A 13,378-nucleotide genomic window follows, 5' to 3' on the forward strand; every position below is an offset into this window, starting at 1 on the left:
AGTTAGCCCCCCAGGAATGATTTGCGGACTTCGGGATCGGCCAGCAGCTCTTTCCCGGTGCCGGTATAGGCGTTGCGGCCCTGGACCAGGACGTATCCCTTGTCAGCGATTTCCAGCGCCTGGCGGGCGTTCTGTTCGACCATCAGGATCGGAATGCCAGTGCGGCTGACCTCGATGATGCGGTCGAACAATTCGTCCATGACGATGGGCGAGACACCCGCGGTGGGTTCGTCCAGCATCAGAACTTTGGGTTGGGTCATCAGCGCGCGCCCCACGGCCACCTGCTGACGCTGACCGCCCGACAGCTCTCCGGCTGCCTGATGGCGCTTGTCGCGCAGGATCGGGAACAGGGTATAGACCTGCTCCATCGTGTCCCGGATATCGTCGGTGCGGATGAAGGCGCCCATCTCAAGGTTCTCTTCGACCGTCATCGAAGTGAAGATGTTTGAGGTCTGCGGCACAAAGCCCATGCCCTTGACCACGCGGTCCTGCGGGCTGAGCTTGGTGATGTCTTCGCCATCCAGACGCACCGCGCCCTGACGGACGTCGAGCATGCCAAAGACGGCCTTCATTGCCGTCGACTTACCAGCCCCGTTGGGGCCGACGATGACAGCGATCTCGCCGGGGTTCACCGCGATGGTGCACTCATGCAGGATGTCCGGCCCCTTGCCGTAGCCGCCGGTCATCGTGTCGCCAATCAGAAAGGGTTCAGACATGATCCAAGCCCCCTTTTCCTCTTGCCAGAAATCTCCCGGGGGTCTGGGGGCAGCGCCCCCAGCCTTGCCCCTTGGCACCAGGCCAGTCGTTCACAGTCCCTATCATTGCGCCTGCTCCAACTGATCCTTGTTCTTCAGACCGGTGCCCAGATAGGCCTCGATCACCTGCTCGTTGGCCTTGATTTCGCCCAGCGAGCCCTCGGCCAGAACCTTGCCCTCGGCCATACAGATAACGGGGCCACAGATCTTGCCGATGAAATCCATGTCGTGTTCGATGACGACGAAAGTGTATCCGCGTTCCTTGTTCAGGCGCAGGATGGTGTCGCCGATGGTCATCAGGAGCGTGCGGTTCACGCCGGCCCCAACCTCGTCGAGAAAGACGATCTTGGCGTCGACCATCATGGTCCGGCCCAGTTCCAGCAGCTTCTTCTGACCGCCCGAAACCTGACCCGCCTTGTGGTCAGCCAGATGTTCGATGGTCAGGAACTCCAGCACCTCATCGGCCTTGGCGCGCAATGCGCGCTCTTCATTTGCGATGCGTTTGCGGCCGAACCAGGTGTTCCACAGCTGCTCGCCCGATTGCGCGCCCGGAACCATCATCAGGTTCTCGCGGCACGACATCGAGCTGAACTCATGCGCGATCTGAAACGTCCGCAGCAGCCCCTTGTGAAACAGCTCATGCGGCGGCAGGCCGGTGATGTCCTCACCCGCCATGGTCACCTTGCCGCTTGTGGGCGGCAGGACACCTGCGATTACGTTGAACAGTGTGGTCTTTCCGGCTCCGTTCGGGCCGATCAGCCCAGTGATGGAACCCTCGGCGATTTCAAGCGATGCACCATCCACCGCCCGGAATCCGCCAAAGTGCTTATGCACGTCTTCGACGACGATCATGTTTTCCCCCGTCCGCTGTTTTTTGGCGCGGACCCCTTTTTTGTTGGCCTCATCCGATTTTGAGGTGCGGCCTTCTGTCATTGAAACAGCCCGGACACAAGGTCCGGGCTGGTCAATTCTATCAAGTCATTGCCGCATCAGCGGAATTTGACAGTGGTGATTTTGCCGTCCTTGATTTCGTACTGGCGATAGTTGCCCGCCGACTCGCCGCCGCCGATCAGCTCAACAGCTGTCGCGCCGACATAGTCGACTTCGCCGCCGTCCTTCAGGATCTGCAGCGCCTTGGCCAGCTCACCCGGATAGATCTTTTCGCCCGGTGCGTTGGCAACATCCATTACCTTGCCGGCATAATCGCCCGGTGCGCTGGAGTTTGCAGCCTGCATGGCCAGCATGATCAGGGCTGCGGCGTCATAGGATTCACCCACAAACGACGATGTGCCGTCAAAACCGTTGGCCTCGCCCATTTCGACCATGGTGCCTGCGCCAGGGCTGTCGGTGCCCGGCAGCTGACCGGTCGAGCCATCGATCTCTGAGCCAAAGTTCTCTTCCAGCTTGGCGCCATACATGCCATCGGGGAAGTGGAAGCTGTCAAACGCGCCCGAGTCGAGTGCGGCGCGCATCACGCCCGAACCACCCTGGTCGACGTAGCCCGCGATCACCAGCTTTTCGCCACCCGCGGCTGCCAGTGCGCCAACTTCGGCCGAATAGTCGGCTTTGCCGTCTTCGTGTGCGGCCGAGATGGTCACGGTGCCGCCCGCGGCTTCAAATGCGCCTTGGAAGCTGTCTGCCAGACCCTTGCCGTAGTCGTTGTTGGTGTAGGTCAGCGCGACCTCTTTGACGCCCTGTTCCATCAGAACTTCGGTCATCACGACGCCCTGACGGGCATCCGACGGCGCGGTGCGGAAGAACAGGCCGTTGTCTTCGGCGGTCGACAGTGCAGGCGATGTGGCCGACGGCGAGATCATGACCATGCCGTTGGGCAGGGCAACGTTCGACAGGATCGCACCGGTGACGCCCGAGCAGTCGCCGCCCACGATGCCGTTCACGCCATCGGATGTGATCAGACGCTCGGCTGCCGCGGTCGCTGCGCCCGAGTCGATGCAGGTCGAGTCAGCCCGGATCGGGGTGACCTTGGCCGCGTCCAGCAGCAGGCCGCTGTCGGTGGCTTCTTTCATCGCCAGTTCGGCAGCCGCCGCCATCGGCGGGGTCAGCGATTCAATCGGGCCGGTAAAGCCGAAGATGATACCCAGTTTGACTTCTTTGGCGTGACCGCCTGCCATTGCAGTGGTTGCCATCAGCGCCGTTGCCGCAGTTGCGGTGAGCAGCTTTTTCATATGGTTAACTCCCTAGTTGGAACGTGATCGTTCTGTGATCGACCCTAGGCAAGCTCTGCAAAAAAGAAAAGTCCTAACGATAACGCGTTTTTGCGTGGCGATCCTGTTTGGTTTGGGTATTTTTTGCACCAAATTGAGAGGTGAGTTCGCCAAAACGGAGGTGCCGGGTATGTGGATAAGGGGCGCGATTCTGCTGATCATGGGTTTGGCACAGCCCTTGCTGGCACAGACGTTGAACACGCGGGCGGGTGCCGTGCAGCTGACCCAGATGATTGGCGGGCTGGACACACCTTGGGCCATCGGGGTTCTGCCAACGGGCGGCTTTCTTGTCACCGAGCGTGACGGTGATCTGCTGTTGGTGCAGGACGGACAAACCACCAAACTCTCGGGCGTGCCCAAGGTTTTCGCGCGCGGACAGGGTGGGTTGCTGGACGTCACCATCGCGCGCGATTTCGCACGCACGCGCGAGATATTTCTGACCTATTCCAAACGGCAGCGGGGCGGCGCGGGCACCGCTCTGGCGGTGGCCAAGCTGGATGCCAACGGTCGCAGGCTGACCAATGTACGCACGATCTTTGAGGCCGCAACAGGCGGCTCGGGCGGGCGACACTTTGGCAGCCGCGTGGTCGAGGGGCGCGATGGGACGCTGTTTGTCACCATCGGGGATCGGGGTGATCGGCCATCGGCGCAAGACAGATCGAACCACAATGGAACCATTGTGCGGGTCAACCGTAATGGGACCGTGCCGCGCGACAATCCGTTTGTGGGCCAGGCGGGCATCCGCCCCGAGATCTGGTCCTATGGCCACCGCAATCCGCAAGGGGCCGGTTTGGACGCGAGGGGACAGCTATGGACATCCGAACACGGCGCAAAAGGCGGGGATGAGGTCAACCTTGTGCGCAAAGGCGCAAACTATGGCTGGCCGGTGATTTCCTATGGTGTCCACTATTCCGGCGGCAAGATCGGCGAAGGGACGTCAAAACCCGGCATGGAGCAGCCCAAACATTATTGGGATCCGTCGATCGCGCCATCGGGACTGATGGTTTATTCCGGCAAGCTCTGGCCCGCATGGCGCGGCGATCTTTTTGTGGGTTCACTGAAATTCGACTACATCTCGCGCCTGGACGGTGGCAACGTGCGCGAGGTCGAACAGATCAAAGGGCCTCAGACCGAGCGCGTTCGCGACATTGTCGAGGCCCCGGATGGCGCGATCTGGTACATCTCGGTCGGGCAGGGCGCCGTTTACCGGATGACGCCCGCACGCTAACATAACCCATCATTGTCGAGGGGGTATTGATATGAAACGAATTTCCTTTGTGCTGGCCCTGCTTCTGTGTCCCGTGTTCGCCTGGGCCGAAGACAGCCGGTTCGACAGCTATGACGCCTATGTGCGCTTTATCGACGACAAGATCATGAGCCGCGACTTTATCCCGCTGATCTCCAACATGGGGGGCAAGGATGAATACACGCCGGAACAGATGCGAGGGGTCAATGGCCAGTTGTTGAATGCGATGCCATTTGATTTCACCGGGACGGCCCTGATCAAAAAGGTCGATCTGGGCAATGGTTTCAGCCAGGAAATGCGGACCTATTGGAACGACCGCACCAGCTATGTCTATTTCTACGCGTTCCTGCATCAGACGGACGATGACCTGATCGTGCTCAAGTTCAATCTGAACACCAACTCGGAAAAGATCTTCAGCAAATTCTGAGTTCGGGCCGTATAAACTCATAATAATCAGTATCGCACCACTCGACGTCACCATAACCAAAGTTGGCTTTTTCCTGGCGCGTCCTGCGAAACCCGAGCTTTCTAAGTAGCGCACCAGAGGCAAGATTGCGTGGGTCACATTCGGCCTTGAAGACAAGCTCGCGATCAAATCGCTCAAATGCGCGCGGCAGAAAGGCCGACAAGGCCTCGAACGCCAACCCTTTGCCCCAATGATCTGGGTGTAGGATGTAGCCGATCTCGGGCGTTCGCCACATACCAGCCTTACCGATACAGACACCATCCAGCTCGACTACCAGGTCGAAACTGGTTTCGGGGTCTTGGTTCATCAGGCCCGACAACAGCTTTGCCGTGACGGTGATGTCCTCATATGGCGGCCGATCCCAATAGCGCATGGCTTGGGGATCGGAAAACACCTTGTGGATATCTCCCAAATCTTCAGCCCGCGCAGGCCTTAGTAACAGTCTGGGTGTTTCGATCACACCGACAGGCGCGAGGCCTGCGCCCCGCGTTCGCGGTAGGGCGTGGTGTTGTAGTGCGCGCGGTAGCATTTCGAAAAATGCGAAGGCGAGGCAAAGCCGCAAGCCAGTGCCACATTGATCACGCTCATATCAGTCTGCATTAGCAGGTTGCGTGCCTTTTGCAGGCGCAGTTCCATGTAATAGCGCTTGGGAGAGCGGTTCAGGTAGCGGCGGAACAGGCGTTCCAGCTGCCGGGTGGACATGCCCACATCCTTGGCCAGGATCGAGGGGCTGATCGGTTCCTCGATGTTCTTTTCCATCATCTGGATGACCTGGCTCAGCTTTGGGTGACGCACACCGATTCGCGTTGGCGTCGACAGGCGTTGCGTGTCCTGGTCGGTCCGGATCGAGGAATAGATCATCTGATCCGCAACGGCATTTGCCAGCTCTTCGCCGTGATTTTCGGCAATCACCTTGAGCATCAAGTCGATGGACGAGGTGCCACCCGCAGTGGTCATCCGGTTGCCCTCAAGCAGGAAGACCGATTTCGTCAGCTCGACCTCGTCGAACTCTTCGGCAAAGCTGTCGGCGTTCTCCCAATGGATCGTTGCTTTCTTGCCATCCAACAGACCGGCCTTTGCCATCGTATAGGCCCCGGTGCACAGCCCCGCGATCTTGAGCCCCTTGCGGGCCTCGCGGCGCAGCCAGTTCAACACCTTCTTGGTCGTGGAGATTTGCACATCGACGCCGCCGCACAGCAGAATAACGTCGTCGCGCGCCAACTCGATCAGATCATCGTCCAGCTTGAACGTGGTCCCCGCAGAACAGCTGACCACATCACCGCCTTCGCCCAACAAGATCCAGCTGTATAGCTCTTTGTTCGACATTCGGTTTGCGATCCTAAGACTGTCGAGCGCCGAGGCGAAGGACAGCATCGAAAACTTGTCCAAAAGGACAAAGACGAACCGTTTTGGCTTGGTCTGATCGGTGTCCACTTCGACAACTTGGCGTTGCTCTTGCATGGCTCAGCATTCCTTATTCGCGGGCGTCGGTGGGTGGATGTGTATTGCGACGCATTAAGCACCATGCTCAGAGCTTAATTCTCTCGTCAAGAGCCGCAAATCGCATATGGCCTCTCATCCCCGCATTTTGTATAGAGGCCCCCTGAGAATACCTTAGCGGAGATTAGAGCTATGAGTGAGTGGCAAAAACAGAACTGGCGCACCAAACCGCGGGTTCAGATGCCCGACTATACCGATGCCGCGGCCCTGGCCGCAGTCGAGTCACAGCTTTCGAACTATCCGCCGCTGGTGTTTGCAGGAGAGGCCCGGACCCTCAAGCAACAACTGGGTGCTGCCGCGCGCGGCGAGGCTTTTCTGCTGCAGGGCGGCGATTGCGCCGAAAGCTTTGAGCAATTCAGCGCGGACGGGATTCGCGACACGTTCAAAGTGATGCTGCAGATGGCGATGGTGCTAACCTATGGCGCCAAAGTGCCGGTGGTCAAAGTGGGCCGCATGGCGGGCCAATTCGCCAAACCGCGTTCGGCCCCGACCGAGGTGGTGGATGGCGTCGAGCTGCCCAGCTACCGTGGTGACATCATCAACGAGCTGGCCTTCACGCCCGAGGCGCGCATTCCCGATCCCAAGAAGATGCTGCAGGCCTATACACAGGCTGCCGCAACGCTGAACCTGCTCCGGGCTTTTTCGACCGGTGGTTTTGCCGACATGAAGCGTGTGCATTCCTGGACCCTGGGCTTTACCGATGATCAGGAAGTGCAAAAGTATTCCGAGATCGCCAACCGCATCCAGGACAGCATCGATTTCATGGCAGCTGCCGGCATCAATTCGGACACCATGCACGAGTTCTCGACGGTTGAGTTCTACACCAGCCATGAAAGCCTGCTGCTGGAATATGAAGAGGCATTGACCCGTCTTGATTCGACATCCGGCAATTGGCTGGCAGGTTCTGGCCACATGATCTGGATCGGCGACCGCACCCGTCAGCCAGACGGTGCACACGTCGAATTCTGCAGTGGTGTTCTGAACCCCATCGGTCTGAAATGCGGCCCGACCACCACAGCCGAAGACCTCAAGGTGCTGATGGCCAAGCTGAACCCCGAAAACGAAGAGGGGCGTTTGACCCTGATCGCACGCTTTGGGGCAGGCAACGTGGGCGAGCATCTGCCGCGTCTGATCAAAGCCGTGAAAGAGGAAGGGGCCAATGTGACCTGGGTCTGTGATCCGATGCACGGCAACACGATCAAATCTTCGACCGGTTACAAAACGCGCCCGTTCGACTCGGTTCTGCGCGAGGTGCGCGACTTCTTTGGTGTGCATTCCGCCGAAGGCACCATACCCGGTGGCGTGCATTTCGAGATGACCGGCCAGGACGTAACCGAATGCACCGGTGGCGTCCGCGCCGTGACAGACGAGGATTTGAGCGACCGCTATCACACGGCTTGCGATCCGCGCCTGAACGCCAGCCAGTCGCTGGAATTGGCGTTCCTGGTGGCCGAAGAGCTGTCGAAACTCCGTCTGGATCGCGAAGCCCGCGCTGCAGGCTAAATCCAGCAGAGCGAATGACATGCAGGGCGGGGCCTAGGCTCCGCCCTTTTTCGTTGGCAAAAACATAGCGTAAGCTTATGCGCTTTAGGGCGCGAAACCTTAAGTTCCGCTGTAAGCGTAGAGTGCGCTCATCTGATCGCTTAGACGGCTCTTGTCGGCAACATCCCGTTCGAGATCATACCTGAACTCTTCGCCTGTATCGTCGGTGCTGAAGACCCCAAGAGACAGGTTGGTCGCGCCATCAGGGTTCAGATCCTCGACCTTATCGACGCGCAGTGAGCTTGCACCGTCACCATGTTGCCAGCCTCCAAATGGAACTGGTCATCCCCCTTTACGACCGATCAAGAGATCCGTGTCGTTCTCATTTCCCGCTCATGTATCGTTTCCACTATCACCGGTCAGGGTTTCATCCAGTCCACGGAGTGCTTGATATCAGCTTTCCAGTTTGGCGATGCATAACGTCACTCAATGGGCGTATTGCCCACTTTACCCTCACATCTCATCGCGAGAGGCAACTAAACGCAGGTGTGGCGCGGCCTGGAATTCGGATTCTTCCTCGGCAAAGCCCTGTGTTTCCTGCTCGACGACGGGGGGGATTGTCTGCTCGCCACACAGGTTGCGCAACCGCGAGCGCGCGACATCAAAGCTGTGCGAGGTCCGCTTGCTCAGTTCCCCTTCGGCGACAACAACACCCAATGCCCGGCTGGTGTCGCCAAAATCGCTTTTGAGCGGCAGAAGGACCATCCGTGCCTCTAGCGGGCTAAGTGCAAAGCGACGTTCGGCGATCAGGTCCAGTTCGGCCACGGCAGGGGTGTCGAACATATGTTCAAGAACGGCACCAACTTCGGCGCGGGCCGCGCCGGTGAACATAGCGGTCAGGGGCATGCCGCGCACTTCCATTCCCGTAAGTTCTGTCAGGTGCTGACCGGCCAGGCGAAAACGGGCGATACCCGGCGCAATGCGTTCCAGAATGAATGCATATGGAAGGATGTTTTCCAAACCGCGCGGGTCGATGGCCGACCGCAAGGGAACATCCTCATCGGTACGCAAGGCGGACCAATAAGCTTCCGCCTGACGGAGAGGAGACAGGCTGCGTCCACTGCGAAACCGGTCCATCGAAACCACCTTCTCCAATTTGTCACTCAACGTGTCACCCAAAAAACGCCGCATGCCTTAGTTCCTTTTCATGTTGCGCGCCGATGTCCAAAATCTTGACCGAAGCACAACAGGTTACCCAGAAGTTAATTTGGCATGGGTTGAGTCAATTTTGGAGCAAATCTTTAACGAATGGTTAACATTGCTAAAGTTGTTCTTAACAGGCGCGGCGTCGCCCATATTTTGCGGCGTTGGACCCACCGCGCCGCCTTGGCGGGGCTTGCCCTGACACCCGCTATGGCATTAGGTGCCACCACCCAATGGGACCGATCCAAGGTAGGACACAGATGATCAGATCGATGACAGGCTTTGCATCCGCACGCGGAGAAAGCGGCCCGCACAGCTGGGCCTGGGAGCTACGCAGCGTGAATTCCAAGGGGTTGGATCTGCGCATCCGGGTTCCCGATTGGCTCGAAGGGCTCGAGGCCGCGCTGCGCGCCAGTCTGCCCAAATCGGTCGCGCGTGGAAGCGTGACGGTGTCGCTGCGGGTCAGCCGTGCTGAGGACACAGGCGGATTGCAATTGAACTCGGCAACCTTGGATGCCGCTTTGGCCGCTCTGTCCGAGATCGAAGATCGTGCTATGCAACGCGGCGTGACACTGGCCCCCTCCAAAGCATCCGATCTGCTTGCTTTGCGCGGCATGCTCGAGGTCAGCGCCGGCGATGATGACCCTGCACCGCTTGTTGCGCAAATGAAGACCGAGTTTGCCGATCTGATCGCGGCATTTCTGCAAATGCGCAGCACCGAAGGCCAGGCGCTGCACGCTATCCTGTCCGCTCAGCTGGACACGGTCGAAACCTTGACTGCCCAGGCCGCGGACCTGGCCGAGGCGCGTACGGCGCAGGTGGCCGAGGCTCTCAAGACCAATCTGGCTCGGGTGCTGGACAACACCGACGGGGCTGATGCCGACCGTGTTGCACAGGAACTGGCCCTGATCGCCGTAAAATCGGACGTCACCGAAGAGATCGACCGCCTCAAAGCCCATGTCGCCGCCGCGCGTGATCTGCTGGCGCAGGACGGGGCCGTGGGCCGTAAGCTGGATTTCCTGATGCAAGAATTCAACCGCGAAGCCAACACGCTGTGTTCGAAATCGCAAAACACCGAGCTGACCGCCGTGGGGCTGGAGCTGAAAGCCGTGATCGACCAGATGCGCGAACAGGTTCAAAATGTCGAATAACGAAACGAAAGAGCAAACCATGCAAGACCGCCGGGGCCTTTTGATCATTCTGTCCTCGCCCTCGGGCGCGGGAAAATCCACTTTGGCCCGCCGTCTGATGGCCTGGGACGAGACCCTGAAATTCTCGGTCTCGGCCACCACCCGGCAACCGCGCCCCGGCGAAGAGCATGGCCGCGAATACTTCTTTCAGACCGAGGACGAATTCAAACAGCAGGTCATGGATGGCGAGATGCTGGAGCACGCCCATGTGTTCGGCAATTTCTATGGCTCGCCGGCGGGTCCGGTGCGCGACACCATCGTGTCAGGGCAGGACGTGCTGTTCGATGTCGATTGGCAGGGCGAAATCCAGATCCGCAACTCGGATCTGGGTAAACACGCGTTGTCGATTTTCATCCTGCCGCCGTCGATCCGCGAGCTGCGCCGCCGTCTGGAAACCCGGGCGCAGGACAGCGACGACGTGATCAGCAAACGGATGCTTAAAAGCTGGGACGAGATCAGCCACTGGGGCTATTACGACTATGTCCTGATCAATGACGATCTGGACGACACCGAAGCCAAACTGAAAACCATTATCGAAGCAGAGCGCATGCGCCGCATCCAACAGCCCGCGCTGCAGCGGCACGTGCGCACCCTGCAAACCGAATTCGAGGAGCAGTCATGACCATCTATGCCCTGGGAGATAACGCGCCCGAAATCCACGAAGACACCTGGGTTGCCCCCGACGCCAACCTGATCGGCAAAGTCGTTCTCGAGGCCGGATCAAGCGTTTGGTTCGGCTGCACCATTCGCGCCGATCACGAGGAAATCCGCGTGGGCGAAGGGTCCAACGTGCAGGAAAACTGCGTCATGCACATCGACGCCGGATACCCGCTGACCATAGGCAAAAACTGCACCATCGGGCACAAGGTTATGCTGCATGGCTGCACGATTGGCGACAACACCCTGATCGGCATGGGCGCGACCATCCTGAACGGGGCCAAGATCGGCAAGAATTGTCTGATCGGGGCCGGGGCGCTCATCACCGAGAACAAGGAAATCCCGGACAATTCTCTGGTCATGGGCGCGCCGGGCAAGGTGGTTCGCGAGATTGATGAGACGAACGCACAGCGCATCACCCTGAGCGCATTGCACTATCAGGAGAACATGCGGCGGTTCCGCGACACCATGAAGCCTGTAGGTTGAGGGGGTATCAGCGCAATTGCTGCATAGTTGTTACAGTTGAACTGCAAAATGTGCCGCAAGACCTAAATACGTTATGAGTTTTGTCATGTCCGATGAATTGATCCCTGACTTTGTAGAAGCGATCCCTCTGCCGGCTGTACTGGTGGACCAATCCGAACGTTTGATTGGCGCGAATGGTGTGGCGCGCGCCATGTTTGGGCAGAATATCGTCGGGCGGCACTTTGCGACGCTGCTGCGTCAGCCGCAGATCATCGAGGCGATCGAAAAAAGCCTGTCCACCAAAGACCCGGCTGAAACGCGATTTCTGTCCAATGACGGTGCCCAAGACACGACCTTTGTTGTTCACTGTCGTTATGTGCGCGGAATCGGGGCGGTGCAGGGCGGTGCCGTGGTCGTCAGTTTCACGGACGTCACCCATTTGGAACAGGCAAATCAGATGCGCCGCGATTTTGTCGCCAATGTCAGCCACGAACTGCGCACGCCACTCACCGCGCTGATGGGGTTTATCGAGACCTTGCGTGGACCCGCCCGTGATGACACCGCCGCGCGCGACCGTTTTCTAGAGATCATGGATGGTGAGGCCAGCCGCATGAACCGTCTGGTGGGCGATCTGCTGTCGCTCAACCGGGTTGAAAGCGAAGAGCGCGTGCGCCCCAAAGAAGAACTGGACCTGACGGCTCAGATCACCTCGACCATTCATTCCTTGCGGCCCTTGGCCAATGACGCTGGTGTTGTGTTGAACCTGGATGCACCTGAGACACCTGTTGCCGTAATGGGCGACGCGGACCAAATGCGTCAGGTCTTCACCAACTTGATCGAAAACGCGATCAAATACGGCGGCAGTGGTCGGCGCGTCGACATCAAACTGACAGAGAGAGAGCGTGACGTGGCCGTTCGTGGACCTTCGGCGCGGATTCAGGTGATCGACCACGGACCGGGTATTGATCCCGTGCACTTGCCGCGCCTGACAGAGCGGTTTTATCGCGCCGACAGCCATCGTTCGCGGGAATTGGGTGGAACCGGATTGGGACTCGCCATCGTCAAACACATCATCAACCGCCACCGGGGACGGATGCGCGTGGAAAGCGAATTGGGGCAGGGGACAACGTTCACCGTCATTTTGCCTCGATAACGTTGTTGCCTATTTGTTCTCATTGCCTCACTCTTTTGGAAATCGAGCTTGAGTGAGGGCAATACGATGGACATCCAAGAAAGATATCAGCGGTTTTGCGACCTGCATGACGGGCCCGGCGCATTTGTCGTGGCCAATGCCTGGGATGGCGGAACGGCACGGCTGCTGTCGGCTATCGGATTTTCTGCGCTTGCCACTACAAGTGCGGGATATGCCTTTGCCAGGGGGCGTCAGGACGGCGTCTGCGGGTTGAGCCGCGTTGAAATCCTGGAAAACGCGCGCGAGATCGTCAAAGCGACAGACCTGCCGGTGACCGCCGATCTGGAAGATGGATTTGGCCGAGACCCTGAGGCCTGCGCCGAAACCATACGCTTGGCGGCGGCAGCGGGTCTTGTTGGCGGGTCCATAGAAGATGCAACCGGGGATGCGAACTCTCCAATCTTTGATTTCGAACTGGCGGTTGAGAGGGTGCGTGCTGCAGCCGAGGCGGCCCGGGATTTGCCATTCCTTCTTACGGCGCGGGCCGAAAACCATTTGTGGAACCATAAAGATCTGGGTGACACCATTCAGCGTTTGCAGGCCTTCGCCGAGGCCGGTGCAGATGTCCTTTATGCCCCTGGATTGCCGAATCTGGATGCGATCCGATCCGTTTGTAACGAAGTCGACAAGCCGGTTAACGTTGTCATGGGGCTGAGACCCCCAATGTTTACAATTGCACAACTGGCCGAGGCGGGTGTGCGACGGGTGAGCGTTGGCGGCTCTTTTGCCCGCGCTGCATTGGGCGCAATTGAGCGGGCGGGACGAGAAGTTATTGAAAACGGGACGTTTTCTTATGCGGACGCCGCCATGCCCGGCAAGGATATCGCCGCCTTGATGTCGTCTGCTCAGCAGGATGACCGCGCCTGACGCATTTCTGCATTGCAGAAAAAAACTGTCACAAACCGTTCATTGTCATACAGCTGTTACATACCTGTCACAAAAGCCTCAACAAAGCGGCCTAGGACTCGCCGCAAGATCATCATGGGGGTGATCAAAC

General features: G+C 58.8%; 14 protein-coding genes. 8 read left to right on the forward strand and 6 right to left on the reverse strand.

The genetic code is table 11. The features are described from left to right. Positions 1–2 precede the first annotated feature (2 nt). The 3 genes from TRL7639_RS10190 to TRL7639_RS10200 form a co-directional block, all read right to left on the reverse strand. Positions 3–716 carry an ABC transporter ATP-binding protein gene (locus tag TRL7639_RS10190; RefSeq protein ID WP_085795570.1) on the reverse strand — a complete coding sequence of 238 codons (714 nt, stop codon included), beginning with the start codon at positions 714–716 and terminating at the stop codon, positions 3–5. A 102-nt stretch (positions 717–818) separates the two neighbouring features. Then, positions 819–1,607 (reverse strand): ABC transporter ATP-binding protein, encoded by a 789-nt coding sequence (locus tag TRL7639_RS10195; RefSeq protein WP_085796366.1) that lies wholly within the window; start codon positions 1,605–1,607, stop codon positions 819–821. A gap of 137 nt (positions 1,608–1,744) precedes the next feature. Continuing rightward, entirely contained in the window at positions 1,745–2,941 is a 1,197-nt protein-coding gene (locus TRL7639_RS10200; protein WP_085795571.1) for an ABC transporter substrate-binding protein, read from the reverse strand. Between the two features lie 169 nt (positions 2,942–3,110). On the opposite strand from TRL7639_RS10200, the gene TRL7639_RS10205 reads away from it, so the two are divergent. Together TRL7639_RS10205 and TRL7639_RS10210 are read left to right on the forward strand one after the other, a co-directional pair. Then, entirely contained in the window at positions 3,111–4,208 is a 1,098-nt protein-coding gene (locus TRL7639_RS10205; RefSeq protein WP_085796367.1) for a PQQ-dependent sugar dehydrogenase, read from the forward strand. Between the two features lie 31 nt (positions 4,209–4,239). Continuing rightward, entirely contained in the window at positions 4,240–4,653 is a 414-nt protein-coding gene (locus tag TRL7639_RS10210; protein WP_085795572.1) for a hypothetical protein, read from the forward strand. Here TRL7639_RS10210 and TRL7639_RS10215 read toward each other — a convergent pair. Together TRL7639_RS10215 and TRL7639_RS10220 are read right to left on the reverse strand one after the other, a co-directional pair. Further along, positions 4,640–5,221 carry a GNAT family N-acetyltransferase gene (locus TRL7639_RS10215; protein ID WP_268875834.1) on the reverse strand — a complete coding sequence of 194 codons (582 nt, stop codon included), beginning with the start codon at positions 5,219–5,221 and terminating at the stop codon, positions 4,640–4,642. The genes TRL7639_RS10210 and TRL7639_RS10215 overlap by 14 nt on opposite strands. Continuing rightward, the gene (locus TRL7639_RS10220; RefSeq protein ID WP_085795574.1) at positions 5,149–6,153 is read right to left on the reverse strand and encodes a GlxA family transcriptional regulator; all 1,005 of its coding nucleotides are present in this window, start codon (positions 6,151–6,153) and stop codon (positions 5,149–5,151) included. The genes TRL7639_RS10215 and TRL7639_RS10220 overlap by 73 nt, the downstream gene beginning before the upstream one ends. Positions 6,154–6,324: 171 nt before the next feature. Here TRL7639_RS10220 and TRL7639_RS10225 point away from each other — a divergent pair, with 171 nt between their 5' ends. Next, the gene (locus TRL7639_RS10225) at positions 6,325–7,695 is read left to right on the forward strand and encodes a class II 3-deoxy-7-phosphoheptulonate synthase (RefSeq protein ID WP_085795575.1); all 1,371 of its coding nucleotides are present in this window, start codon (positions 6,325–6,327) and stop codon (positions 7,693–7,695) included. Between the two features lie 492 nt (positions 7,696–8,187). Here TRL7639_RS10225 and TRL7639_RS10230 read toward each other — a convergent pair whose 3' ends face one another. Continuing rightward, positions 8,188–8,865 (reverse strand): PAS domain-containing protein, encoded by a 678-nt coding sequence (locus TRL7639_RS10230; RefSeq protein WP_085795576.1) that lies wholly within the window; start codon positions 8,863–8,865, stop codon positions 8,188–8,190. Positions 8,866–9,137: 272 nt separating this feature from the next. Between TRL7639_RS10230 and TRL7639_RS10235 the strand changes: the two genes are divergently transcribed. The 5 genes from TRL7639_RS10235 (at position 9,138) to TRL7639_RS10255 (ending at position 13,248) form a co-directional block, all read left to right on the forward strand. After that, positions 9,138–10,028 (forward strand): YicC/YloC family endoribonuclease, encoded by an 891-nt coding sequence (locus TRL7639_RS10235; protein ID WP_085795577.1) that lies wholly within the window; start codon positions 9,138–9,140, stop codon positions 10,026–10,028. Positions 10,029–10,047: 19 nt separating this feature from the next. Beyond that, positions 10,048–10,689 carry a guanylate kinase gene (gene gmk, locus TRL7639_RS10240; RefSeq protein WP_085796368.1) on the forward strand — a complete coding sequence of 214 codons (642 nt, stop codon included), beginning with the start codon at positions 10,048–10,050 and terminating at the stop codon, positions 10,687–10,689. Continuing rightward, entirely contained in the window at positions 10,686–11,210 is a 525-nt protein-coding gene (locus TRL7639_RS10245) for a gamma carbonic anhydrase family protein (RefSeq protein WP_085795578.1), read from the forward strand. Before gmk ends, TRL7639_RS10245 begins: the two co-directional genes overlap by 4 nt. An 85-nt stretch (positions 11,211–11,295) precedes the next feature. Next, the gene (locus tag TRL7639_RS10250) at positions 11,296–12,342 is read left to right on the forward strand and encodes a sensor histidine kinase (protein WP_085796369.1); all 1,047 of its coding nucleotides are present in this window, start codon (positions 11,296–11,298) and stop codon (positions 12,340–12,342) included. A gap of 66 nt (positions 12,343–12,408) precedes the next feature. Further along, on the forward strand, positions 12,409–13,248 hold the full coding sequence (locus TRL7639_RS10255) for an isocitrate lyase/PEP mutase family protein (RefSeq protein ID WP_085795579.1): 840 nt from the start codon (positions 12,409–12,411) through the stop codon (positions 13,246–13,248). The last annotated feature ends 130 nt before the right edge of the window (positions 13,249–13,378 follow it).

The sequence above is a fragment of the Falsiruegeria litorea R37 genome, assembly GCF_900172225.1.
Taxonomy (GTDB): Bacteria; Pseudomonadota; Alphaproteobacteria; order Rhodobacterales; family Rhodobacteraceae; genus Falsiruegeria; species Falsiruegeria litorea.